This is a genomic window from Ruegeria sp. HKCCSA071, assembly GCF_017872555.1.
Classification (GTDB): Bacteria; Pseudomonadota; Alphaproteobacteria; order Rhodobacterales; family Rhodobacteraceae; genus Ruegeria.
The window spans coordinates 185,322-210,032 of record NZ_JAEDOX010000004.1 but is presented as its reverse complement, the minus strand read 5'-3'; the positions used below and the strand labels follow the sequence as shown (position 1 = coordinate 210,032).

At 56.3% G+C, this 24,711-nt stretch carries 21 protein-coding genes and 1 tRNA gene; 17 read left to right on the top strand and 5 right to left on the bottom strand.

The window, feature by feature from the left end; translation table 11 throughout:
• Positions 1-16: 16 nt before the first annotated feature.
• The 7 genes from I9188_RS11970 to I9188_RS11940 all read left to right on the top strand — a co-directional run bounded on the left by I9188_RS11970 (position 17) and on the right by I9188_RS11940 (position 7,225).
• Positions 17-1,072 (top strand): dipeptidase, encoded by a 1,056-nt coding sequence (locus I9188_RS11970; RefSeq protein WP_209506689.1) that lies wholly within the window; start codon positions 17-19, stop codon positions 1,070-1,072.
• A gap of 36 nt (positions 1,073-1,108) precedes the next feature.
• Positions 1,109-2,704: an ABC transporter substrate-binding protein gene (locus I9188_RS11965; RefSeq protein WP_209506688.1), complete on the top strand. Its 1,596-nt coding sequence runs from the start codon at positions 1,109-1,111 to the stop codon at positions 2,702-2,704.
• Positions 2,705-3,763: an ABC transporter permease gene (locus tag I9188_RS11960; RefSeq protein ID WP_209506687.1), complete on the top strand. Its 1,059-nt coding sequence runs from the start codon at positions 2,705-2,707 to the stop codon at positions 3,761-3,763.
• On the top strand, positions 3,760-4,671 hold the full coding sequence (locus I9188_RS11955) for an ABC transporter permease (protein ID WP_209506686.1): 912 nt from the start codon (positions 3,760-3,762) through the stop codon (positions 4,669-4,671). Before I9188_RS11960 ends, I9188_RS11955 begins: the two co-directional genes overlap by 4 nt.
• Positions 4,668-5,516 carry an ABC transporter ATP-binding protein gene (locus tag I9188_RS11950; protein ID WP_209506685.1) on the top strand — a complete coding sequence of 283 codons (849 nt, stop codon included), beginning with the start codon at positions 4,668-4,670 and terminating at the stop codon, positions 5,514-5,516. Before I9188_RS11955 ends, I9188_RS11950 begins: the two co-directional genes overlap by 4 nt.
• Position 5,517: 1 nt before the next feature.
• Positions 5,518-6,273, top strand: coding sequence for an ABC transporter ATP-binding protein (locus I9188_RS11945; protein ID WP_209506684.1), 756 nt, complete (start codon positions 5,518-5,520; stop codon positions 6,271-6,273).
• A gap of 211 nt (positions 6,274-6,484) precedes the next feature.
• On the top strand, positions 6,485-7,225 hold the full coding sequence (locus tag I9188_RS11940; protein WP_245220589.1) for a porin family protein: 741 nt from the start codon (positions 6,485-6,487) through the stop codon (positions 7,223-7,225).
• A gap of 155 nt (positions 7,226-7,380) precedes the next feature.
• On the opposite strand, the gene I9188_RS11935 is transcribed toward I9188_RS11940, so the two are convergent.
• Positions 7,381-7,470 (bottom strand) — tRNA-Ser (locus I9188_RS11935).
• 432 nt (positions 7,471-7,902) lie between these two features.
• Between I9188_RS11935 and I9188_RS11930 the strand changes: the two genes are divergently transcribed.
• Both I9188_RS11930 and I9188_RS11925 read left to right on the top strand, forming a co-directional pair.
• On the top strand, positions 7,903-9,885 hold the full coding sequence (locus I9188_RS11930; protein WP_209506683.1) for a hypothetical protein: 1,983 nt from the start codon (positions 7,903-7,905) through the stop codon (positions 9,883-9,885).
• A 247-nt stretch (positions 9,886-10,132) separates the two neighbouring features.
• Positions 10,133-11,278 carry a hypothetical protein gene (locus tag I9188_RS11925; RefSeq protein WP_209599620.1) on the top strand — a complete coding sequence of 382 codons (1,146 nt, stop codon included), beginning with the start codon at positions 10,133-10,135 and terminating at the stop codon, positions 11,276-11,278.
• Positions 11,279-11,286: 8 nt separating this feature from the next.
• On the opposite strand, the gene I9188_RS11920 is transcribed toward I9188_RS11925, so the two are convergent.
• Complete coding sequence (locus I9188_RS11920; RefSeq protein ID WP_209506681.1) at positions 11,287-12,228, bottom strand: YcaO-like family protein; 942 nt, start codon at positions 12,226-12,228, stop codon at positions 11,287-11,289.
• 68 nt (positions 12,229-12,296) lie between these two features.
• On the opposite strand from I9188_RS11920, the gene I9188_RS11915 reads away from it, so the two are divergent.
• Positions 12,297-12,608 carry a hypothetical protein gene (locus I9188_RS11915; RefSeq protein ID WP_209506680.1) on the top strand — a complete coding sequence of 104 codons (312 nt, stop codon included), beginning with the start codon at positions 12,297-12,299 and terminating at the stop codon, positions 12,606-12,608.
• Positions 12,609-12,640: 32 nt separating this feature from the next.
• The gene (locus tag I9188_RS11910; protein WP_209506679.1) at positions 12,641-14,260 is read left to right on the top strand and encodes a hypothetical protein; all 1,620 of its coding nucleotides are present in this window, start codon (positions 12,641-12,643) and stop codon (positions 14,258-14,260) included.
• 6 nt (positions 14,261-14,266) lie between these two features.
• Here I9188_RS11910 and I9188_RS11905 read toward each other — a convergent pair whose 3' ends face one another.
• The 3 genes from I9188_RS11905 to I9188_RS11895 form a co-directional block, all read right to left on the bottom strand.
• On the bottom strand, positions 14,267-14,650 hold the full coding sequence (locus I9188_RS11905; RefSeq protein ID WP_209506678.1) for a carboxymuconolactone decarboxylase family protein: 384 nt from the start codon (positions 14,648-14,650) through the stop codon (positions 14,267-14,269).
• Between the two features lie 235 nt (positions 14,651-14,885).
• Positions 14,886-15,974: an aromatic ring-hydroxylating dioxygenase subunit alpha gene (locus I9188_RS11900; protein WP_209506677.1), complete on the bottom strand. Its 1,089-nt coding sequence runs from the start codon at positions 15,972-15,974 to the stop codon at positions 14,886-14,888.
• A complete protein-coding gene (locus I9188_RS11895; protein WP_209506676.1) occupies positions 15,971-16,858 on the bottom strand; it encodes a MurR/RpiR family transcriptional regulator in 888 nt (295 codons plus the stop codon). The genes I9188_RS11900 and I9188_RS11895 overlap by 4 nt, the downstream gene beginning before the upstream one ends.
• 68 nt (positions 16,859-16,926) lie before the next feature.
• Between I9188_RS11895 and I9188_RS11890 the strand changes: the two genes are divergently transcribed.
• Genes I9188_RS11890 through I9188_RS11865 form a run of 6 tightly spaced genes read left to right on the top strand, consistent with a single transcriptional unit; the run spans position 16,927 to position 24,513 of the window.
• Positions 16,927-19,380 carry an FAD-dependent oxidoreductase gene (locus tag I9188_RS11890; protein WP_209506675.1) on the top strand — a complete coding sequence of 818 codons (2,454 nt, stop codon included), beginning with the start codon at positions 16,927-16,929 and terminating at the stop codon, positions 19,378-19,380.
• Positions 19,380-20,462, top strand: a complete 1,083-nt coding sequence (locus I9188_RS11885) for an alcohol dehydrogenase family protein (protein ID WP_245220588.1) — start codon at positions 19,380-19,382, stop codon at positions 20,460-20,462. The genes I9188_RS11890 and I9188_RS11885 overlap by 1 nt, the downstream gene beginning before the upstream one ends.
• Positions 20,459-21,037, top strand: a complete 579-nt coding sequence (locus I9188_RS11880) for a dimethylsulfonioproprionate lyase family protein (RefSeq protein WP_209506674.1) — start codon at positions 20,459-20,461, stop codon at positions 21,035-21,037. Before I9188_RS11885 ends, I9188_RS11880 begins: the two co-directional genes overlap by 4 nt.
• Positions 21,034-22,140, top strand: a complete 1,107-nt coding sequence (locus I9188_RS11875) for an enolase C-terminal domain-like protein (protein WP_209506673.1) — start codon at positions 21,034-21,036, stop codon at positions 22,138-22,140. Before I9188_RS11880 ends, I9188_RS11875 begins: the two co-directional genes overlap by 4 nt.
• Complete coding sequence (locus I9188_RS11870; RefSeq protein ID WP_209506672.1) at positions 22,137-23,240, top strand: mandelate racemase/muconate lactonizing enzyme family protein; 1,104 nt, start codon at positions 22,137-22,139, stop codon at positions 23,238-23,240. Before I9188_RS11875 ends, I9188_RS11870 begins: the two co-directional genes overlap by 4 nt.
• Position 23,241: 1 nt before the next feature.
• Positions 23,242-24,513: an aminotransferase class III-fold pyridoxal phosphate-dependent enzyme gene (locus I9188_RS11865; RefSeq protein WP_209506671.1), complete on the top strand. Its 1,272-nt coding sequence runs from the start codon at positions 23,242-23,244 to the stop codon at positions 24,511-24,513.
• Positions 24,514-24,711: the final 198 nt, after the last annotated feature.

Genomic DNA, 24,711 nt, shown 5'->3' with positions numbered 1-24,711 from the left:
CCTGGGTAAAGCGAGTTTGAGGACCCTCCCTCTTATCATTGATGGGCACAACGACGTATTGTCAAAACTGGCCTCGTCAGGTGGTCTGCCCGAAGCGGGCCGCTTCCTGACCGGGCTCGAAGGCGCGATCGACTCTGTAAAATCCACGGCCGGTGGATTTGGCGGAGGCTTCTTTGCCGTCTGGGTGCCTTCGCCTATCGATGCCGATGCAAAAATGGAAGAAATGGTCCGGCCCAGCTATGACCTGCCGCTTCCCAATCATATTGATGCCGAAGATGCTCTGCCCGCAGCGCTGGGGCAGATTGCCATACTGCTGGAACTGGAACGTTTGGGGGCGTTGAAAGTGGTTCGATCGGTTTCGGATATCCGGAACTGCTTGGCGCAAGGCCAGATGGCGGCCATTTTTCACATTGAGGGCGCCGAGGCGATTGATGCCGATCTGCATTCGCTTGACGTGTTTCATGCGGCGGGGTTGCGATCGTTGGGGCCCGTGTGGAGCCGACCCAACATTTTTGGCCATGGTGTGCCGTTTAGATATCCATCGGGGCCGGACACTGGCCCTGGATTGACGGATCATGGACTGCGGCTTGTGCAGCGATGCAATGCGCTGGGTATCATGTTGGATTTGTCCCACCTCAATGAAAAAGGTTTCTGGGATGTAGCGCGGTATTCGGATGCGCCTTTGGTCGCAACGCATTCGAATGCCCACGCCATCTGTCCGCACGCGCGAAATCTGACCGATGATCAGCTTCGTACCATCGCGGAAAGCGACGGGATGGTCGGGTTGAATTTTGCCACTGCGTTTCTGCGCGAGGATGGGCGGATGCTTTCCGATGTGCCGTTGACGCAGGTTCTGAAGCACCTTGATCACCTGATCGGTGTAGTGGGCGAAGACCGGGTCGGGCTTGGGTCCGATTATGACGGGGCGGTCGTGCCAGACGACGTGAAGGACGTCTCGATGCTGCCTCGATTGAGAGATGCCATGGTGACCCATGGATACGGCGAAGAGCTCATCAAGAAGCTCTGCCACGAAAACTGGTTACGTGTCCTTGAGAAAACCTGGGGCTCGTAACTGTTAGTGAAGACTTGATGACACAGAGAGGACAAAATGAACGCATTTAACAGATTGCTTACCGGTGCGGCGCTGGGATTGGCGCTGGCCGTGACCTCGACCTCGGCAATGGCCGAAACGCCGCCGAACATGCTGGTTATCGCGCATCGTATCGACGACATCACGACGCTGGACCCGGCCGAAAGCTTTGAGTTTGCGGGTTCGGATGTCAGCCGGAATGTCTATCAGAAGCTGGTCAACTTCGACCCGCTCAATCTGGACGCTGGTTATCAGCCCGACATCGCTGAAAGCTGGGATGTGTCTGAAGACGGCAAATCGATCACCTTCAATATCAGGGAAGGACTGACCTTTCACTCCGGAAATCCGGTGACGGCAGAAGATGTTGAATTTTCGCTGCGTCGCGCGATCATTCTAAACAAGACCCCGGCCTTTATCCTGACCCAGTTTGGGTTCACGCCGGAAAATATCGAAGAAACGATTGTCGCGGACGGCAACACTCTGACGATCACGACGGACAAACCCTATGCGACTTCCTTCGTTCTGAACTGTCTGACGGCCACCATCGGCGGCATTGTGGACAAAAAGACGGTGATGGAACACGACAAGGATGGCGATCTGGGCAATGAATGGCTCAAGACAAATACTGCTGGATCTGGTGCTTATAGCCTGGTCAGCTGGAAGCCCAATGAAAGCGTAACACTGAAGTCGAACCCCGATTTCTATTTGGGCGCTCCGGCCATGGAGCGTGTGGTTGTCCGTCACGTTCAGGAAAGCGCCAGCCAGCGCCTGTTGCTGGAACGTGGTGATATCGATGTCGCGCGCAACCTGAATCCTGAAGATGTTGCCGGTGCTTCATCTGTTGATGGCGTAAAGATTGCAGACGAGCTCAAGGGTCGCCTGATGTATGTTTCGCTGAGTCAGAAACACCCCGAGCTGAGCAAGCCTCAGGTTCGGCAGGCGTTCAAGTACCTGGTTGACTATGAAGGGATGCGTGACAGCTTCCTGAAGGGGCAATACACGATCCACCAGAATTTCCTGCCCCAAACCTATCTCGGTGCCTCTGACGAGACGCCGTTTAGCTTTGATGTGGAAAAGGCCAAGGCCCTGCTGGATGAAGCAGGTGTAAGCGGGCTTGAGATTGAAGTGGGTGTGCGTGAAGCGCAGGAACGGATCGAAATCGCCCAATCGCTACAGAATGCGCTGAGTCAGGTTGGCATCACGATGAACATTACCGTGGGAACCGCCAAACAAATTTTGGCGCGGTATCGTGCGCGGGAACTGGATGTTTACCTTGGCGCATGGGGGCCGGACTATCCCGACCCGCAGACGAACGCAGGTACCTTTGCCTATAACCCGGATAATTCGGACGAAGCCAATGCCACAGGATTGCTGGCATGGCGGAATTCTTGGGATACCGGCGGGCTGACCGAGAAAACGGATGCGGCTGTTGTCGAAAACGACACCGCGAAACGGGCTGACATGTACAAGGAAATCCAGGCCGAGTTCCGCGAGACTTCGCCGTTTGTCATCATGTTCCAGCAGATTGAGCAATCGGCCCTGCGTGAAAACGTGACGAATTTCTCAACCGGTCAGGCGATCACTTCGGCGTCGTATTGGCAGGTGACCAAGTAAATGGCACTGGCCGAAAGACCAACTGAGGGGCGCCGCTCGGCGCCTCTTATCCATTGGATCAAGAGTATCCTGAAAACTCTTGGCACCATCGCAATTACAATGCTGGGTCTGCTTTTCGTGACCTTCATCATCGGTCGCGTGATGCCGATCGACCCGGTGCTGGCGATCGTAGGCGAACGCGCATCGCAATCGACTTATGATGCGGTCTATCAACAGCTTGGCCTTGATAAACCGCTGTTGGTTCAGTTTGGATATTATCTTTGGGATGTTCTGCACGGCGATTTTGGCGATTCACTTCTGAATGCGCGCCCGGTTTCCGAGGATATTGCCCGCGTCTTCCCTGCCACGCTGGAGTTGGCGACCTTGGGCGTTCTGATCGGCATCTTTCTCGGTGTTCCGCTTGGTGTGATCGCCGCAGTCAAGCGCGGATCATGGATCGATCAGATCGCCCGTGTGGTCGCGCTTGTCGGGTATTCTATGCCAATCTTCTGGCTGGGGCTCATGGGGCTTTTGGTCTTTTATGGGATACTTGGCTGGGTCGGTGGCCCGGGCCGCCTGGATATCTTCTATGAAGACCTTGTTCCCACGCGAACAGGGCTGATCTTGCTAGACAGTGCCTTGGCTCAGGATTGGGATGTCTTCCGCAATGCGTTGTCCCATATCATCCTGCCCGCAGCTTTGCTGGGGTACTATTCGCTTGCCTATATCAGCCGGATGACCCGATCCTTCATGCTGGAGCAGTTGTCGGCCGAGTATGTCATCACCGCTCGCGTTAAAGGGCTGTCTGAAAGACAAGTTATCTGGCGCCACGCCTTCAAGAATATCCGGGTGCAACTGATCACAGTGATCGCACTAAGCTATGCCAACTTGTTGGAAGGATCAGTTCTGACCGAGATCATCTTTAGCTGGCCGGGGATCGGCAGCTATATCACGACGGCCTTGCTGAGCGCCGACATGAATGCCGTTCTTGGAGGAACCGTTGTGGTCGGGCTGATTTTTATCTGCCTGAACATATTCTCGGACCTTCTTTACCGTTTCTTTGATCCGAGGTCGAAATGAGCGACATGACCTTGCGCCAGTGGCTGCTGACCGACGAGCCGACTTCGCGCCGCCATGCCAGATTGGCCAGCTTCTACAAAGGCTGGCTGACTTTGCGATCAAACTCGATGGCGATGGTCGGGTTGGCGATCCTTGTCATCCTTGTTCTGACAGCGCTCTTTGCGCCTTTTCTTGCGCCGCACGATCCCTTTGTTCAGAGCCTGTCCAGCCGACTTCTTCCCATCGGGGCTGAAGGCCACTTATTGGGAACCGACAGCTTGGGGCGGGATATTCTGTCACGCCTGATCTTTGGGGCGCGAATTACACTGTACATCGTAGCTCTTGTGGCGCTCATCGCACCGATTGCGGGGCTTCTGGTCGGGACTGTTGCGGGATATGTGGGGGGATGGACGGATGTGATCCTTATGCGTATCACGGATATTTTCCTCGCTTTTCCACGACTTGTTCTGGCGTTGGCGTTTGTCGCGGCGCTTGGGGCAGGGATTGAAAACGCGGTTCTGGCGATCTCACTCACGGCGTGGCCGCCCTATGCGCGTATGGCGCGTGCAGAAACCCTGACCATCCGGTCAACCGACTATATCAACGCGATCCGCCTTCAGGGTGCCGGGCCATTCCGGATCATCACCCGGCATATCTGGCCACTTTGCATCTCATCTTTGATCGTGCGGGTCACGCTGGATATGGCCGGGATCATTTTGGCTGCAGCCGGTCTTGGTTTTCTGGGGTTGGGGGCACAACCCCCAAGCCCGGAATGGGGTGCCATGATATCCGAGGGTCGACGGTTCATCCTTGATCACTGGTGGGTGGCCACGGTGCCGGGGCTAGCAATTTTCACGGTTTCGCTGGCCTTCAACCTGTTGGGTGACGGGCTGCGGGACGCGCTTGATCCAAAGGACGGTGGACAATGAACTTACTCGACATCGAAGATCTGTGGGTTCGTTTCCCAACCCGTCAGGGCGTGTTTGACGCCGTGCGGGGCGTGTCGTTTTCGCTGGGGCGCGAGCGTCTGGGGATCGTCGGCGAAAGCGGTTCGGGCAAGTCGATGACCGGGCGGGCCATTCTGCGCCTGATCAGAAATCCGGGTATCGTGGAGGCCAAACACATCAATCTGGAAGGCCGAGACCTGATGAAGCTCAGCGAGCGCGAGATGCGTGAGGTTCGAGGCAAGCAGATCTCCATGGTGATGCAGGACCCCAAGTTTTCTCTGAACCCGGTGGTCACGGTTGGCGAGCAACTCATGGAGGCATACCTTCAACACAATTCCGGCTCTAAGGCCCACGCGAAAAAGATGGCCATCGAGATGTTGGACAATGTCTCAATCCGTGATCCTGAGCGGGTGATGCGGGCATACCCGCATGAGGTGTCCGGAGGCATGGGGCAGCGGATTATGATTGCGATGATGTTGATTCCCAACCCCAAGATACTGATTGCCGACGAACCAACTTCGGCACTTGATGTCAGCGTTCAGCGGCAGGTGCTGAATATCATGGACGGATTGGTCAAGGAACGGGGGATGGGCCTGATATTCATCAGCCACGACCTGAATCTGGTGTCTGAATTCTGCGACCGTGTTCTCATCATGTATTCGGGTCGTATCGTCGAGGTTTGCGAGGCTGACAAGTTGCATCAGGCCCAACATCCCTATACCCAGGGCTTGCTGAACTCGCTGCCGCGTCTTGATGAAAAATGCACTCACCTGAGTGTCCTCACACGCGATCCCTCTTGGTCCGAAGCCCCGAGCGTGAGGGGTTGAGATGAAGGCACTGGAAATCAACCACCTGAATGTCTGGTTTGGTCATGTACACGACCGGGTCGATGCGGTGAAGGACGCAAACCTTGAAGTCGCGCAGGGCGAGAGTTTTGGCCTTGTGGGCGAAAGCGGGTCCGGCAAGTCGACAATTCTGAGGGCAATAACCGGACTTGCACCGCAATGGTCGGGCACAATCCGCGTAGAAGGCCAGGCGATATCCGGGTCCCGGCGGGATCGGTCATTCTTTCGAACCGTCCAGATGGTGTTTCAAGACCCCTACGCGTCTTTGCATCCGCGGCATACTGTTGATCAGGTCCTCAGTGAAACTATTCATCTGCATGGGTTTGGGGACATCGATAAACGCGTGAGCGATTTGCTCAATGACGTCGGACTTGGGCAAAAATTCCGGTTCCGGTATCCCCACCAGCTTTCCGGTGGCCAACGACAACGCGTGGCAATCGCAAGGGCCTTGGCAGGTGAGCCGGATATCTTGCTTTTGGACGAACCCACGTCAGCTTTGGATGTCAGCGTTCAGGCCGAGGTGCTCAACCTGTTGACTGACCTGCGCAAACAGCGCGGACTGACCTATCTGATGGTGTCTCATGATCTTCCGGTTATCGCACATATGTGCGAGCAATTGGCAGTTATGAGAAATGGTGAAATTGTTGAGGTCATGTCCTCGGAAACTTTGCGTTTGGGGAACCCAAGCCACGAGTATTCCAAGCAATTGTTGACCGCGTCTGTTGCTCCGAACCAATAACGAATGTTCATTCAATGTGGGGTTTGTCCTTCACACGATTAATTCGGGGGTCAGACAATAGGGTCCTTTGGCATTTCTGGTATGGATTCATCCCTATTTCGATAGGGACCGCGACAACACTACAGCGATCGAGATATTGGAAACGGCTACAAATTGTGTAACCGTGAAGCATGCAAGTAATGCAATATAAATTTTAGCAACGAGGTCACTGATGAAAAGCAAGGTGCAAAACTTGGCGATTGCGGTTGCGTTACTGATCGCGCCACCTGTTTCAGCCCAGCAATCTGATTGGTCTTTTTCGGGCACAGCTTATCTGTTCATGGCCGAAACGGATATTTCTCTTGCAACACCAAGTGGAACAATCGACGGCACGTTGAGTTTTTCAGACGCTCTCGAAAACCTGGATTTTGCGTTTATGGGCAGTATTTCCGCGTCTAACGGGCGCTGGTTGTTGCTTGCGGATTACAACTACACCGATTTGGCGTTCAGTAACTCAACTCCCGGCCCGGCGTTTTCGAGTTTGGATACCTCTGCCACAACACAATTCCTCAGCGGCTATGTCGGGTACCAGGTTTATGAGACACCTGCGATCAGCGTGGCCTTAGCAGGCGGGTTCAGGTGGTTCAGCACGGAAACCACGTTCCGATTGCAACCGGGAGTTGCCGCCGGACGAAGTGTGACGACCGATGATAACTGGACTGATCCAATCGTCGCTGCCCGTGCACGCGTTCGGATTTCTGACAAATGGTCAGGGACCGGATTTGTGGATTACGGCGGATTTCGGAGTGGTAGCGAAACCTGGCAAGTTCTGCTGACCGCAGATTATGAAATCAATGACAGATGGCTGATCCGGGGCGGGTACCGCTATATTTCCTTCGATCATGAGATCAACGGCAATGATTTCAGGTTTGACCAATCAGGTCCGCTGCTGGGCGCAACATACAGGTTCTGAAGATAACGTCAGGCGCAACCCCGGTACTAATCAATTAAATAAAGCGGCTGAGTGCGGCTGTTAAAAAGGGGCGTTGTTGCTCGCCAGACCGGAACGCACAACCTGATTTCTTGTAAGCAGTTGTTTTTATACAATTATTTATCGACTTTGGTAGATGGCGGAGACGAAGGGATTCGAACCCTCGAGACGGTTTCCCGCCTACTCCCTTAGCAGGGGAGCGCCTTCGACCACTCGGCCACGTCTCCGCCGACGGGTATATCCGTGCAAGCAACGGAAATACAAGGTCAATTCCGCAGTGTTTGGATTTTTTTACAGATCCATCCGAACTCTTTGAAATAGAAAGGAATCGCGCCGGTTTGCATCCACTATTGGTAAGAGCGGGTTCACTTTGTTCAGGCCCGATGCAATTCGCAATATCCTTAGAATCGCGGGCCTCACCTGTGGCATCTGGCCTTATGTGCGAGAATCTGAACGTGGCAAGTCTACAGCCGCGCTCAAGTGTTCGGTCGGCTTTGCAACGTGAAACCGGGCCACGATTTTTTGCGTGACTGCCTTCCACACGCCAGCGAGAATCTGACAACTTATTGAAAAAGCGTAGAAAACACATTCCCTTTTTTGAAGTCACGATCTGGTAACGCCGTGATGCGATTCGTTCTGTTGTTGATGAGGAGAACATCATGTCGCAACATACCGTTCCGTCTGAACCATGGCAGAACCCTGATGAAGCCAATCAAAAAGTAGGTCGGGGTCGACGCCACTTGAGTGTGTTGACGCGTTCCTCTCAGGAGGTTTTCAAGGATCACAACGGCGAATCGGACCTTTTTGAAGGAACATGGCCCACGAATTTCTCGAAGGGTTTGTGTCATGACGGAAACGGAATTGTCGACGCGCAGGTCTATGCCGAATTTCTGGAAGAAGTGGCCGATCCGACCTGCACCGACAATCTTGGCAATCGGTTGGCGTTGTTCGACACGCCAGCCTATTCCGGGCCCTTCCGCACCGCGCCATCAGAGGGCGGTGAATTTAGGTGGCGTGCGTGGGAAGGGCCAATCCTGGGCCATCGGCTTGGTCTCAACGGATGTGACGCCGGGGGTTTGGGAATTGCCCCTGCGCCCCGGCTTGGCTCGGATGAGCTGGCGGCGGAGATGGCCGAGATCTACGCGATGTCCTATCTGCGGGATGTGTCATTTGAAGCCATCAGAGATGGTGCCGGTGATGTGGTCAACGTGGTAGGTGCCCTTGGTCAGATGGAATGGTTCCGGCGCGATGGCAGCCCTCGGGACGCTGATCGCGCAGAGATTGGAAAGGTTTCATCGGCGCGGCGGGTTCGGGATGGTGACGGCCTGACCCCTCAAACCCTGTTTCGTGGTTGCTCGCAGGGCTGTGCGCAGGGGCCGTATCTGTCGCAGTTCCTGGTACAAGGCCACGACCCACTGACAGCAGATCAAGCGCGTCGACAAAAGCAAAAGCTGACTCAGGCAATGGCCGCCGGGGCGGTTCCCTTCGGCGCTTTGAGGATCGACCAGAAGATCCTGCCGCAGGCTGCGGGAGTGGATTACTTGCGGGATTGGGCTGAGTGGCTGGACGTTCAGAACGGGGCGGACACAACGGCCGAACAAGCCTTTGAGAGCGATGGATCGAAATTCATTGAAACACCGCGCGACCTTGCCTCTTACGTGCATTTTGACAGAATTTATCAGGCTTTTTTTAATGCCTGCCTGCTGATGCTAGGACAGGGCACGCCGACAGACGAAGGTCTGCCCGCGGATGGATTTGCTGGTGTGCGTGATCCAGGCTCTGCCTGGGGCGGTGCGCATGTTTTGTCCCTGCTTACGGAAACCGGAGCGCGGGCCCTGCGGGCCGTAAAACGACAGACCTTTCAGGTGCACAATCGTGCCCGACCGGAAAAGCTGGGCAGTATCACGAGTTTGATGGCGAACGGTTACGGCACGGCACTTGGCGCGGCCGAGCCTTTTGCCGCGGCCCATCTGGGAAAACTCGAAGCTGCGACAAGCGAAGGTTTCAGCCTTATGGATGCAATCGCCGCCTCACCTTCGGTGAAGCGGTTTGCGCATAACGCCATGTCCCATAAAGGCTTGCCGCGAAATGACCGTAACTTGCTGCTGCCGGTTGCCTATCCCGAAGGCTCGCCAATGCACCCTTCTTATGGGGCGGCTCATGGTGCCGTTGCCGGGGCATGCGTCACAGTGCTCAAAGCTTTCTTCAGAACCCACGCTTTGGATGGATCACGGGTGTCTTTGGCCTCGGCCGGTCTGCCTCGGATCCTTGTGCCAGCTGTGGGGGGTAAGACCCTGATCGACTCGACCCGACCGGAAGACAGTGCAGACTGCCTGACGCTGAATGGCGAGTTGAACAAGCTGGCTGCGAATATTGCACTTGGGCGCAATTTGGCGGGGGTCCATTTCTATAGCGATTATTTCGACAGTATCCGGATGGGTGAGCGTATCGCGGTCGGAATACTGGCAGAGCATATGGCAAAATCACCGACGTCATCGAAAGTGTCGCTTGAGACCTTTGACGGCGATCATCTCAGTATCTCGGGAAATCGGTCTTCTGGCAGCGAAATCCACGTAGCCAATAGTTCGCCTGAGTTGTGGTGGACCCGCCATCTGCCAGAGCAGGCAGGTTGGGGCGGATGAGGTTTCAGATTTTTTCGGAGGAAGATTTTTCATGATGCTTCCGTGCCCGTCAACGATGATGATCTCTCGAACCAGGCTGCAACTGCCGTGGCAAATATTGATGGCGGATCAGCCCTGCGTTTCAGATACAGATCGGTGTTCCTCGATGGCCGTTTTTCAATCGCCAGGTTGCGCCGATAGGGGCGTGAGTAAAGCTGCCCTGTCGGACTGGAACTCGAGAATTGAAGGAGTCTTCAATAGCAATGGAGTGAGCCCGTTCCTGGTCATGGACCCAGACGACATCGTCGATGGTCAGATATCGACGGGGTTTAAATGGTCTGCCAACCCGCGCGAGCCTCGGGATTGTCTGGGCGAGGAGTTGGCCGCCAGCCTTTCGGATCAGGGTTGGGCAAGCAGGGCTGAGCTGCACAATGAATTTCTGGAATATGCTCTGATTTTACGGCCCGATTCCGAAGGTAAAATGCGGCCGAAGCGCTTTGTCGCCACGACTGAACTGATGGAGTGGTGGAGAACCATGGCAGTGTTCGATCTGAATCACTTCCTTTTGGTCGTCGAAACCGTATCCAGATGTTCATATTCCTGCGAAGAGTTGTTCGGGGTTTCGCGAGCAGACTGGTGCGCATTGGACGTGCCTCAACGCATCGCTCGTTTTCACAAAAGACTGGTGGGAACAGATTTTGCCCACCCACCAGAGCATCCGTTGAATATCGAACATGCTCTGTTCATGATCAGAGAGACGAACAGCCTGAGCGACCTGATCGCCATAATGCATCTTTCCTCATTCCCCTATGTTGTCGGCCACAGTGATAACAGAAGGCCTGCGCGACTTGATGAGGTGTTACATTTTGCCGACCGACTGGATCTGTATTGTCGCCATGCGGGATCTGGGTTGGCGGGTGAAGCCCTTGATCTGGCCTTCTCCAGGGGCACGACGAAACCGACAGGGCGCGCAATGGCGTTCGCGAATCCTCTGGGGCTTTGTATTCGGGCGTTTCACATGTCCGAACTGTTCGTGGATGCGGCGAATGTGCCGGCAGATTGGGTGCGCTACCCGCGCGGTGAAGCCGGGATGCCCATGCGCCTTGAGTTTGGGCCGGGTGACGATGATCCGCGGTTTCTGGACGATATCACCTTGGGAACAGGGTCAACCGCACGGCCTGTGTCGGGTTATGCGCTTGCCAGCCTGATCGAGGTTGGCCCCTTGATAACTGTAGCGGCCAAACCGCGCGCAATCACAAGGGTCGAATTTGTTGAGGTCCCGCCAGTTGATCCAAGCGACATCGTTTGTGGACTGCCGGAAACCCAACGATGCAAACAGATTTCTGAATTTGCGGACCGGACCGAAACTGAGGTTTTGGGCAACGTGGCGCCAACTTGCCAATTCAGTCACTGACAGACGTTTCAAACCGGCACGGCTTTGACAACGGGCAAAGGTATTTCCGGCGCGGTCATATCGAATATGGCAATCGGACGACCGGCCGCGTTGGCCGTTGCTGTCAATACGGTCATCAGCGTCGGGTCGGGGCTTTGCCAGGCATCCACATCGAAAGAGGATGCCGGAGTTGCCGGGCGATCGGTTCGCGCGCCGCGATACAGTCGGAACAAACGCGCCTGTTCCTCATTCATCGTGTCATCTGTCACGCCGGTGTGGTCAAGCGTCACCATATTGCGCCAGGAGACAACCGCTTCGCATGCCGCGTGCCAGACACCTGTCGCCAGATCGGTGGAAAAAGCCGTTCCGTAAGTTGGTCGCCCGCCATCCGCATCGGCGCAGACCGCACGCAGTAGCAGGCCGACGCCCGAAACCATGCGAACGTGAACGCTCAGATGACGCAGGTAGGTGTTCAGCCAGCGGGTCAGATCGCGCGGCAGCGCTGTTTCGGGCAACACCTGGTCGAACCCGCGTGGTCCGAGCGCGTGTTCCAGACATTCAAGCGCGGCCCACAGCGCAGCGGCTTCATGCGTTGGTCCCGCTGCGGCCCCCTTCGACGTGGTCTGCCCGTCGCTGCCCGGAGCACCCAGAGCAAGGGCATCATTTGGCAGAACATGCGTGGCACCATCCGATGAAATCAGGCTTTCGCGAGTTTCGGGCGAATCCGCGCTGTATTGCAGCGCATAACGTTCGATCGCTTCGAAACCCGAAAGCCGGGCGGCTTCGTTCCGGTTACGCGCTGCGCCAAAGGACACGCGATGTTTCATTGCGCCAGCGGGTGGCACTGTTCCGTTTCGCAAATTGATCATGCGAAAGGCGGTGTGGATCGGAGCAATTTTAGGAAATTCAGCAAAAGAAGGTCCGGAAATAAGCCCTGTGTTTTCGGCCAGTTCAATCAGCGCGTCGGTCATTTTTGTTTCCGGATAGGCATGCAACGGGTTATACAAATGGTTGTGGTTGTTAAGAAAGGACTTTTAGTATGGCTCGTTTGATTATTAATCCGAAATACACACTTAAGGATCTTGGCTGTGAAGTTCTGAACGCCGCCCGGAGCAACGCGCTGGGGTCACAAGAGGGTCGCGACGCGGCTGAGCGAAAGATTAATGAAATCCTTGCTGATGTCGGTAATCCTGCGGTGGAGATTGTTTATGATTCCAAGGGTAAGGTTCATATCGTCATCCCCGATCTGAGCGATAAAGAGCCAGACCCAAATCCCGATCACGAGTCTTGGTGCTGTAAGCTGGCCTATGAAGCGATGGGTGGCATTGTTGTATATGGCTGTGGTTCCTGATTGCAGTATCTGAACTTGCCTGAGGAGTTTATTTGAGCAAGGCAAAAACCAAGATATTCCTGACCGGTCCGTTTCAGGTGATTTGCGACGACGGTCAGGATGCAACACCACGCGGCACCAAGGCGAAAGCGCTTCTCGCCTTGGTGTTGTTGTCTAAGAATGCTGTTCGCAGCAGGGCTTGGCTGCAAGACAAACTTTGGAGCAAAAGCTCACCCGCGCAGGGTGCGGCTTCGTTGCGCAAGGAACTTAGTGTTCTGACCAAGCATCTGGCCGGGTTCAAGCTGGAGTTTCTGGACATCGGGCGCGAGAATGTCTCCATCGACCTGAAAGCGCTTGAAATCGATTTGTTTGATGAACCGCTTCAACCCGATCGCGCCGAGCTTCTGGAAGGGTTGGATGTTGCAGATCCGGAGTTTGAAGACTGGTTGGCCGTTGAACGGCAAGCGTATTGGGATGTTGGTTTTGACGAAAATGTACCCGTTCCGGTCGGCGCGCGCTTTCCACCCCATTGGGGGCGCCAAAGACCGGCAATTGTAGTCGAGCCGTTTGAAGTAATCGGTGACGATAACAACATCGACGTGGCAGCGGCGTCGATACGGGATGAGCTGCTTTTCCTGTTGGGCACCCTGTCGGATGTCATCGAATTGCGCGATGCGCGCAGGCAAGAAGGGCCTGTCGACGGTTATATGCTAAGCGGCAGCGTGGTAGCGGCCGAAGGGCTGCGGGTGGCGGCACAATTAACATCAACCGCGGATCAGGTGTGCCTGTGGACCGAACGTTTCCGGTTTCGGGAAAAGGATACGTTTGACGCCGTAGAAGAAATCGCAATGAAAGTTGTCGAAGCGCTTCAATTGCGGCTGCGGGATGGTCACTGGTCCGATATCTGGTCAGCACGCGCCACATCCACCGAAGTTTGGACCGCATTTCAGAATGGTCGCATTCAGGAAAGCCTTACGACCAAAGACGGCCTGTTTCGTGCCATCCGCCAGTATGAGGTCTGTTTGCAGCGCGATCCGGACTATCTGCCTGCGCGGATCGCTGTCGGATTCTGCCGTCTGGACCTGATCCGGTTGGGCATGGAAGATTCACCGGAACAAATGTTGGCACTGGTCGAGGCCGACTGCGCCATCATGCGTGAAAAACACCCTACGGATCCTTATTGCGCCGCACTCGAAGCGTTTACCCACAACGTTGCTGGCCATACTGCCGAAGCTTGTCAGCTGATGCGCAAAGTTCTTGAGCGGTTCCACAGCAGCCCCGAATTGCTGGGCTACTATGGTGTTTTGTTGATGTATGATGACCGGCTTGAGGACGGAATAGCCACGTATCGGCAGGCCCTTGCGTTAACACCGCACCCGCCCATCTGGATCGAGGCCAACCTGTCCATGACCCTTGCCCTCTCCGAAGACAAGGCAGCATGGCAGCACGCGCATAATGTCTTACGAGTGGACCCCGGCAGCGTGCGCGCACGGGTCGTGTTATGCATGTTGTCTGCCGCCGCTGGCAACCAGTCACTGGCACGCCGGCACGCCCGTCGCATCCTGGAATTGCAACCGGGTTTTACGGCCAAACGCTGGGCCTGGCCTGGCTGTTTCAAAAACAGAAAATACTATGAAGAAGGCGCACGGCTGTTGGCCGAAGCAGGTCTGTGATGGCGGCTATTTGTCTTCCAGCACTTTACGGGCGACGCGGAAACACTCCAACGCCTGCGGAACGCCGCAATAAATCCCGACCACGTGGATGATGGCGCGTATTTCTTCTTTGGTCACTCCGTTGGTGATGGCACCCCGGCAGTGGATTTCCCATTCATTCATCTTTCCCAAAGCGCCGATCATGGACAGGTTCATCATCGACCGCGTTTTTGCGTCGATCACATCATCCCCCCAGCCAAAACCCCAGCACCAGGCGGTCATGGCTTCCTGAAACGGGCGGGTGAAATCGTCAGCTGCTGCAAGGTTCTTTTCCACATACTCTGCGCCCAGTGTATTCTTCCGTTGTTCCAACCCTTTTAGGAACAGGTCTTCGTCAAATAAGTCGGCCATTGCGGGTCTCCGATTTTACAGCGTGTCAGGCGGTGTTTGTATGCGGGATCGTAGTGTGATTTCATCCGGTGGTGTACATGTATACCCGGTCCGGCATGTCCACTATGTCGATATACCCAAGTGCTTTGGGCAAGAACCGGTCGGTTTCGCAAGGGTGCCATTCCTTGGGGATCAGCGTGGTTGATCTACCCGCTCAAGGGCAGGGCAAACAGGTTGTGTCTGCCTGGGGTGGGTTTCATTCCACGGCCTCGCGCATCCATTGTTGCAACTTGGCGATTGAGTGTTCGGACATCACACCGCAGCCCGGATCCAGCACCAGCGGGCCGGGGCGGTAACCACGGGATCTGAGGCCGCGATGCACGGATTCCACAAGCCGGATGTCTTCTTCGACCGTTGTTTCCCTGTCCTGAACGGCCAATTGCCTGATCACCGCGCTTTCCGAACCACCTTCGGTGTACCAACCGCGCCAGACGGTGCAGTGATCCGTGTCACTTGCGCGCCAGTGATATGTGTTCAGCACATTGCCCGGATAGCACTGGAACGAAAACATCGGCCACAGGAACCAAGACTGGTAATCGCCCGCATGAGGCACTGACAGGTCGATAGGGTAGGTCATCTTGTCGAGACTCTGACATTCGGTCGTGTGGCGCAGCACGAAACCGCCGCCTGCATCGGGTTGGATGTCGTAGGTTTCGGGCTTGACGACACCTGCAGCGAATGTCGGGTGGTTGGTCGGACAGTGATAACACTCCGAGTAATTCTCGACGCTGACCTTCCAGTTGCAGTGTTCGGGGATCTCAACCCATTCCAGCGGCTCAAGCTCGTCGACATGCGGGACAAATGTACGGATTTCCTGCTGCACTCCGGGATACCAGTCATCCATCGGGGCTGCGTTGTCGTCGAGATTGACGAAGATGAATCCATTGAAGATTTCGGTCCGGACCGCCGTCAGGCAGATTGCACTGCGGTCAAATCCGGGGACGGACTTGATATTTGGACCTGCGCGCAGCTGGCCGGACAACTCGTAGGTCCACGCGTGGTAAGGGCAGACGACGACGCGGGTGTTTCCTGCGCCCGAGACCATTTCATGCGCACGGTGCTGGCAGACGTTATAGAAAGTGCGAATTTCGCCATCGCGCCCGCGAATGCAGAACAGGTTTTGCCCGGCGATCTCAAAAGCAAAGTAATCCCCTGTTTCCCGAACCTGCACGACATGGCCTGCGAATTGCCATGTTCGGGCCAAAAGCCCCTTCATCTCCTTCTCGAAAATGGCGGGGTCGGTATAATATCGCGCATCCAGTGAGTGGGTCAGCGGTACGTTCATTCGGGTTCCTCCGCATAGATGCCAAGCTGATGGCGACGACGATGGAAACGTTCGACTCGTTCGACGATCTCGTCGCTGGATACCGCGATCACGAAAGACAGCAGCGTTTCCAGCAGCGCGATGGTCGAAACGGATGACGGGAAAAACTGCGGGGTATCTGCTGCGACGACAAACCCGTGATGGGCGTTCCGGATCACAGGGCTGGCCGGACTGTCCGAGATACCTATGACAGTCAGGCCCTGCTGACGTGCCAGTTTGACCGCCTCGATCACTTCCGTACGGTAGGGATGACAGGTGATCGCAATCAGCACGTCCTGCTCATCGGCCCAGGCCAGATCGTCTACCGGGGTTGAACCGGGGCGGGGGATTGCATGAAACTGCTTCATCCCGGTCGAAGCCAGATAGGTAAAGTTGCGCGCGTTGGAGTTGTTGACGCCTACGCCGAGTGTGAAAATCTGGCGAGAATTCCAGATGACTTCGGCAGCAGATTTAAGGCGCGTCGCGTCGATCCCTGCAAATGTTTCCTCGATATTCCGGATCGCGGCACCGATCATATCGGCATACAGCCCGCCCAATTCACCGGATTTGCCGATGTCCTGAAGCCATCTGGCGCGGTCTGGAAACGACACGCGCCCTTTTCGGATCGCGTCACGAAAGGGTTCGCGAAAATCCTCGTACCCTTCAAACCCCACTTGCCGCGCCATGCGCACGAATGTGTTGGGCTTGACCTTTGCCGCCTCGGCGATTTCGCGCACGGTTGAAACCCCTACATCCGTAGGGTTTTCCAGAACGTAACGCGCGGCTTTCTGCGCCTCAGGGGTCAGGGCGTCCCACTCTTCGGTCAGACGGTCCAGAACAGTTGATGATACATTTGTTTCATTCATGATTGACGATGGTACAAATGTGGAATTAGCCTGTCGAGCAGAAAAGCGACTCGGGAAGAGGAAAAATCATGTCCGGGAATGAACTGCCGTCACACGCACGTGTGGTCATCGTCGGAGGCGGCGTCATGGGCGTTGGTCTGGCCTACCATCTGGCCCATGAAGGCTGGGGCGAAGAGACCGTTCTGCTGGAAAAGGCCGAGCTGACCAGTGGCAGTACATGGCATGCGGCGGGGCAGATTACGCATTCAACCTCAAGCTTTGGTCTGGGCAAATGCGTCGATTACAACATCGGCTTGTATTCCGGCCTGCTGGAGGCCGAGACAGGTCAGCCTGTCACGTGGCATGGCTGTGGCTCGTTCCGCCTTGCTTATACCGAGGATGAGATGGACTGGCTGCGCCACACCTTGTCGGTTGGTCGGTCGCTGGGCTTCAATATCGAGCTTGTCGGCCCCGAGAAGGTGGCCGAACTGCATCCGTTTTATAACCTCGAGGGTGTTCTGGGCGCGCTGCACACGCCCGATGACGGCCATGTGGACCCGACCAACGTGACCATGGCGATGGCCGCCGGGGCACGCCAGAAGGGCGTGCGCATTTTCCGCAGCTGCCGGGCGACGAACATCACGCAGGGCGCAAGCGGCGAATGGATTGTTGAGACCGAACGGGGCGCCATCAGCTGCGAGCATGTGGTGAACGCGGGCGGCACCTACGCGCGCCAGATGGGCGAATGGTCCGGGCTGCAACTGCCGATGACGTCAATGACGCACCATTATTTCGTGACCGAGCCGGTGCCGGAATTCCAGAATCTGGACAAAGAACTGCCGGTGATCCGCGATGACCGCAAAGTCTCGGGTTATATCCGGATGGAGCAGAAGCGTGGCCTGATCGGAATATACGAGAAAGCGAATCCGAACTCGGTCTGGCATGATCACTGCCCTTGGGAGTATGAGAACTGGTTGTTCGACGCGGATTATGACCGGGTAATGCCATGGCTTGAGGAAAGCCTGAACCGGATGCCGATCTTTGCCGAGCTGGGCATTCAGCGCGATGTGCATGGGGCGATTTCGCACCCGCCGGACGGCAACCCCCTGATCGGTCCTGCGCCGGGTGTGCGGAATTACTGGTGCTGTTGCGGGACGCAGATCGGGATCGGCTGGGGCCCGGGTCTGACCCGAGAACTGGCGCGCTGGATGGTGCATGGGGCTGCCGATATCTCGATGCGGGATTTCGATCCGCGCCGCTTTGGCAGCTATGCCACCAAAGACTGGCAAGTGATCAAGGCGGAAGAAGATTACTGCTTGCGGCACGAAATCCCGTTTCCACACTTCAATCGGCTTGCAGGGCGTCCGATCAAGCCGTCGCCACTGTTTGAGTTGCTGAAGTCTAAAGGCGCGGTACATGAAGAGGTCTATGGCTTCGAACGCCCCCGCTGGTTCGCCCGGGACGGCGTGGAACAGCGCGATCACTATTCCTTCCGCCGCACCCCTGCCGACGACATGGTCGCGGCCGAGGTCAAGGCAGTGCGCGAACGTGTCGGCATCATGGATGTCACCGCCTTCACCAAAGTCGAAGTATCGGGGCCCGATGCCTATACCCTGTTGGATCGGTTGACTGCTAACAGGATGCCACAAAAAGTTGGCTCGATCACGCTGACCCATATGTTGAACCGTCGTGGCCGGATTGAGTTGGAGACTACGATTGTCCGCATCGCCGAAGACCACTTCTATCTGGTCTGTGCGGCGTTCTTCGAACAGCGCTTGCTTGATCACCTGGCACATCAGCGCAAGGGTGAAGTTGTGCAAATCACCGCGCTGTCTTCTGATTGGTCGGCCTTGTCGCTGAACGGTCCCCGATCACGCGAAGTTCTGGCGCGCTGTACGGATACCGATCTGAGCAATGCCGGTTTCCGCTGGCTGTCAGCGCAGGAGGTCACGATTGCCGGTCATAAACTCTGGGCGTTTCGCATGTCTTATGCGGGCGAACTGGGTTGGGAACTGCATATGCCTAACGCTGCCTGCCTTGATGTCTACAATGCGCTATGGGCTGCAGGCGAGGAGTACGGCATCGCGGACTATGGCAGTTTCGCCATGAACGTGATGCGGATGGAGAAGGGCTTCAAAGGGGCAGGTGAGCTGACCAACGAGGTCACTCTGGCCGAGGCTGGCGTGCTGCGCTTTGCCCGTACGGACAAGGATTACCTGGGCAAGGACAAGACGTTGAACACCGATTTGCCATGGATATGTGCCTATCTGCAAATCGAGCCGGATGGCGAAATTGACGGCCATGGAGGCGAGGCGGTGATGCTGGACGGGCGTGTCATAGGCTCGACGGCTTCGGTCGCATTCGGCCACACGGTCGGTAAGATATTGGCCTTTGCATACATCAAACCCCAAGCAGCAAAAGCGGGAACCGAATTGGAGGTCGTGATTCACGGCAAGCCGCGTCCGGCCCGAGTACTGGATGAGCCCGCCTACGATCCCGACAGCCTGCTGCCCCGCACAGACGCATTAGTGGAGACCGCCTGATGAGCCTGCCCGCCACAATGAAAGCCATGGTCACGATGGGCCACGGAGGGTTAGAGCAGATAGTTCGGCACGATAACTGGCCGCGCCCTGAACCTGCGGAAGGCGAAGTGCTGATCAAGGTTGCGGCATGTGGGCTGAACAATACGGACGTCAACACACGGTCGGGTTGGTACTCCAAGACGGTCACAGCCGCAACAACCGGTGGCGCGTTTGAACAGGTTGGTGAAGATGATCCCACCTGGGGCGGTAATCCGATCACCTTCCCGCGAATTCAAGGGGCCGATATCTGCGGATATATCGTTGCCGTCGGCGAAGGCGTTGATCGTGGGCGTATCGGCGAGCGTGTCATCACGGATGGCTGGTTGCGCGATCCGGTGGAACCCGACAATATGGACAAGACTGGCTATTTCGGCTCGGAACGGGATGGCGGTTTTGCCGAATACGCGACAACTCTGGCGGTGAATGCTGTGGCAATCACCTCGGACCTGACGGATGCTGAACTGGCAACTTTTTCCTGCTCTTACTCCACCGCCGAAGGCATGTTGACCCGTGCCAATGTGACCGGCGAGGATACGGTTTTGGTTCCAGGTGCTTCCGGCGGTGTGGGCGGCGCGCTTGTGCAACTGGCCAAACGGCGCGGCGCACGGGTGATCGCGATGGCATCCGAATCCAAACACGCGGACGTGGCCAGACTTGACCCCGATGTCATTCTGCCACGCGCACCTGCGAACCTGCGCAAGGCGCTGAGCGCGGAAAAGATCAGTGTGGTTGCTGATGTCGTAGGCGGGCCATACTGGCCGAACCTGATCGACATATTGGAACGGGGTGGCCGTTATACCTGTTCGGGCGCAATTGCAGGTCCGATCGTCGAACTTGATCTGCGTACATTCTACCTGCGCGACCTGACCTTCACCGGTTCGACCGTCATTGACCCTCAGGTCATGAAGAACCTCGTAACATACATCGAGGCTGGTGAGATCAAGCCAGCGCTTGCCGCGACATACCCGCTGGAGGAGCTCCGAGAAGCACAAGCCGCGTTCATCGCCAAAGAGCACACTGGCAACATCGTGGTGATGCCATGAAGCTGGACGATGTTCTCGAAGCTGCCCGGCAAATGCACCATGCGCATCCTGATCTGTCTGCGTTCGCGCAATGGCCGGGTGATCTGAGCCAGACGGGGTTGGATCCCGCACCCATTCCCGCAACGAGATTGGTGGCAGCATTTGATCTAGTTGAAGACGTGCCAACCCGCGACCTGATCGCGGCGGTCAAAGCGACTGCGCATCTGGCACATTGGAAACACACCTACACCGAAAACGAAGTTGGTGCGGATTTCCTGAACCGATACGGCTATTATGAGCTGTTCGGTCCAACCGGACATTTTCACTCGACCCTGCTGCGTGGCTACATCGCGTATTGGGGGGCTAGCCTGAACTACGATTGGCACAGCCATCAGGCCGAAGAACTCTACCTCGTTCTTGGCGGAGGTGCGTTGTTCAAGGTCGATGGGGACGAAACATATGTTGGTGCCAATCAAACACGCTTGCACGCAAGTCGGCAAAGTCATGCCATGGTCACCACAGATCAGCCGATCCTGACTTATGTTCTGTGGCGCGGTGAAGGCATGGGTGATCTGCCCCGGATGGATATCGCATGAAGATCAAGGCTATCACAGTATATCACATCGACCTCCCACTGGAGCATCCATATTGGTTGTCTGGTGGGCGACTGAAATTCGAAACGCTTGACGCGACAGTCGTGAAAATCGAAACCGATGCGGGGTTTGTTGGCTGGGGTGAAGGGACGCCATGGGGCCATACCTATGTGCCGGCGCATGGTCCGGGTATCCGCGCCGGGATTGAAACGATGGCGCCGTTCATTCTGGGCCTTGATCCGCGGCGGGTTCTGGATGTGGAACGGGCGATGGATCTTGCCTTGCCCGGGCACCTTTACGCCAAAAGCCCAATTGATATGGCCTGCTGGGATATCGCGGGTCAGGCGGCCGGCGTGCCGATTGCCGATCTGATGGGGGGTGGATCGCGGACACCGCGCCCGATTGCGTCCTCGGTCGGGGCGAAAACTGTAGACGAAACGCGCGCGGTCATAGAGCGTTACCGCCAGCGGGGCTACATCGCCCATTCCGTGAAGATCGGTGGTGACGTTGAACGGGACATCGCGCGTGTTCGCGATGTCGAGAGTATTCGGCGACCCGGGGAAATCGTTCTTTACGATGTCAATCGTGGCTGGACGCGTCAGCAAGCGTTGCGTGTGATGAGCACCTGCGCGGACCTGAATGTCATGTTCGAACAACCTTGTGAGACGCTGGATGACATTGCTGCAATCTCGGGGCTTCACCCGTCACCCGTTTCAGTGGACGAAAGCCTTGTGACTTTGCAGGATGCGGCCCGTATCGCCCGCGATGGTCTGGCTCAGATTTTCGGAATCAAGTTGAACCGCGTCGGCGGGCTGACCAAGGCTGCACGCTTGCGGGATATCGCGCTGGCCCATGGGATAGACATGTTTGTAATGGCCACAGGCGGTACGGTTCTAGCCGATACCGAAGCATTGCATCTGGCCGCGACCATCCCGGATGAAAACTGCCTTGCCGTATGGGCCTGTCAGGACATGATCACGGTCGATATTGCCGGGGGGCGTGGGCCCCGGAATGTTGATGGTCACCTGCATTTACCCGAAATGCCGGGGCTTGGAGTGCACCCAGATGAAAGCGCGCTGGGCGATCCGGTGGGGGTATATGAATGAAAATCAACAAGATAACGCTCTGGTCTGTTGATCTGACAAGTCACGAAACCTACCATATGGCTGAAGGCAAGACCTGCGCCACTGTGAAATCCCATGTCCTGAGCCTTGAAACGGATACCGGTCACAGGGGGTGGGGTGAGGTTTGCCCGATCCCGCATTACCTGCCGGCCTATGCGGATGGGGTGCCGGGTGCCATTGCTGAGATGGCGCCTGAAATCCTCAGGATTACCCCATTTGGTGCAGACGCCCCCATGCGCAAGCTGGACGGGTTTCTGCAAGGGCATCAATACGCGAAATCGATCGTCGATATCGCGTTTTGGGACCTGTTCGGTCAGGCGGCAGGGATGCCGGTTTATGCGGTGTTGGGTGGGCGAGCGCAGGCGGATATGCCGCTCTATCATTCAATCACTTGCATTGCACCGGACGAGATGGCGCGCATTGCCAAATCCGCTTTTCAAACCGGTATCCGCCAGTTTCAGGTCAAGCTGGGCGTCGAGGGCGATTGGCAGGCGGATGCCGAACGGTTGATCAAAGTACGCGAAGCCGTGGGAACCGGGCCGTTGGTTTACGGTGACTGGAATTGTGGAGCATCGCGATTGCAGGCGACCCGTACCGGGCGTGCGGTGGCACATCTGGACGTGATGTTGGAACAGCCCTGCAAAACGCTGGAGGACTGTGCCGCTGTCCGTCAGGCTACCGGTCTTCCGATGAAAATCGACGAGAGTGCCTTTGATCTTGCCTCGCTGATGCGTGCGCATGACCTCGGGTGCATGGATGCGGTGGCGCTTAAACTTTCAAAATTCGGCGGATTGTCGGCAATGCGTCGTGTGCGGGACCTGACCGTGCATCTGGGCGCCGAGATTTGCGCGGAATGCACATGGGGGTCTGATATTATTACCGCGGCTTCACTCCACTTTGCGGCGTCGACGCCGAAGAGCTCCCTGATGAACACGTGTGACTTGTCGTCGTACGTGGCCCCGCGTCTGTGTCCTGATGCACCAAACCGTGAAAACGGCCGGATTGCTCCGCCCGAAGGTCCGGGATTAGGTGTGACCCCTGACCTCGAAATTCTTGGCACCCCGATTTTGGAGATTGATTGAGATGCTGAAGATCCAGACACAGTCCGAGTGGATAGCACGCGCAAAAGAGGTTCTGCCAGCTGGCGGTTTCGGCAACTTCGATCCGGGCATCATCATCGCCCGTGGTGAAGGCAGCCGTGTCTGGGACGAGGACGGCAACGAATATGTCGATTACCTGATAGGGTCGGGTCCGATGCTGCTGGGCCATGGCCACCCCGAGGTGATGGAAGCCGTATTGGAACAGTTGCCAAAAGGGATGACGTTTTTTGCAAACAACAGCAAGGGCATCGAATTGGCCGAGGCCATTATAGACGCCGTTCCCTGCTGCGAGCAGGTGCGCTTTGTCGCGTCAGGCGGCGAAGCCGACATGTATGCGATTCGCTTGGCGCGGGCTTATACCGGGCGCAGCAAGATTCTGAAGTTTGAAGGCGGTTACCACGGTATGAGCGCCGAGGCGCAGATGAGCCTTGCGCCAAGCTGCAGGGTCAATTTCCCACAGGCTGTTCCCGACAGCGCCGGTATCCCCGACAGCGTGGCCGAGCAGATGCTGATCGCGCCCTTTAACGATCTGGAAGCCGTCGCTGCTTTGCTGGAGGAAAATGACGACGTTGCCGCGATTATGGCCGAGCCTTTGCAACGGATCGTTCCGCCAATGCCGGGATATTTGCAAGGCCTTCGAGGCTTGTGTGATCAACATGGTGTGTTGCTGATCTTTGATGAGATCGTCACCGGATTCCGGCTGGCTTATGGCGGGGCGCAGGAACGATACGGGGTCACACCGGATATCTGCACTTTGGGTAAGATCACGGGCGGTGGCTTCCCTCTGGCTGCGCTCGGTGCCAGCGTCGAGATCATGAAGCATTTCGATAAATCGAAGGTCGGGGAAGAAGGTTGGCTGATGCAGTTGGGGACCCTATCAGGGAATCCGGTCGCCTCGGTTGCAGGGCTTAAGACGATGGAGATTCTGCGGCGTGATAGCGCGTACGAGCGTTTGCGCGCAATTGGAAAACACTTGCAGCAGATTCAGACCGACGCCTTGAATGAAGCGGGTATTGCGCATCGGATATGCGGTGACGAGACTTTGTTTGACATCTATTTCACCAACGCCGAATGTCGTGACTATCGCAGCGCAAACCATGATGATCCACAGCGTAACGCCACTTATAATGCGGTGCTGCGCGCTCATGGAATCTTTAAGTCTCCGGGCAAGCTTTATCCGTCGCTGGCGATCACCGATGCGGATCTGGAACAGACACGCATCGCCGTCCGTCACGCAGTTGATGCGATTTCCTGAAGGTTGGATGTATACAACGTAAACGGGTCGCTGTTGAGTTCAACAGCGACCCGCTACCTTTGGAAGTCGGGGGTCAGCCTCGCCCCCTCGAATACTGATTAAATCACCGGCAATCTGAAAACTTTTCGATACTTTCGAGACTGACCCGACTTCCTCATCGGTATGTCACTTTAATGCCCGAGAATCTCGGCGGTCACA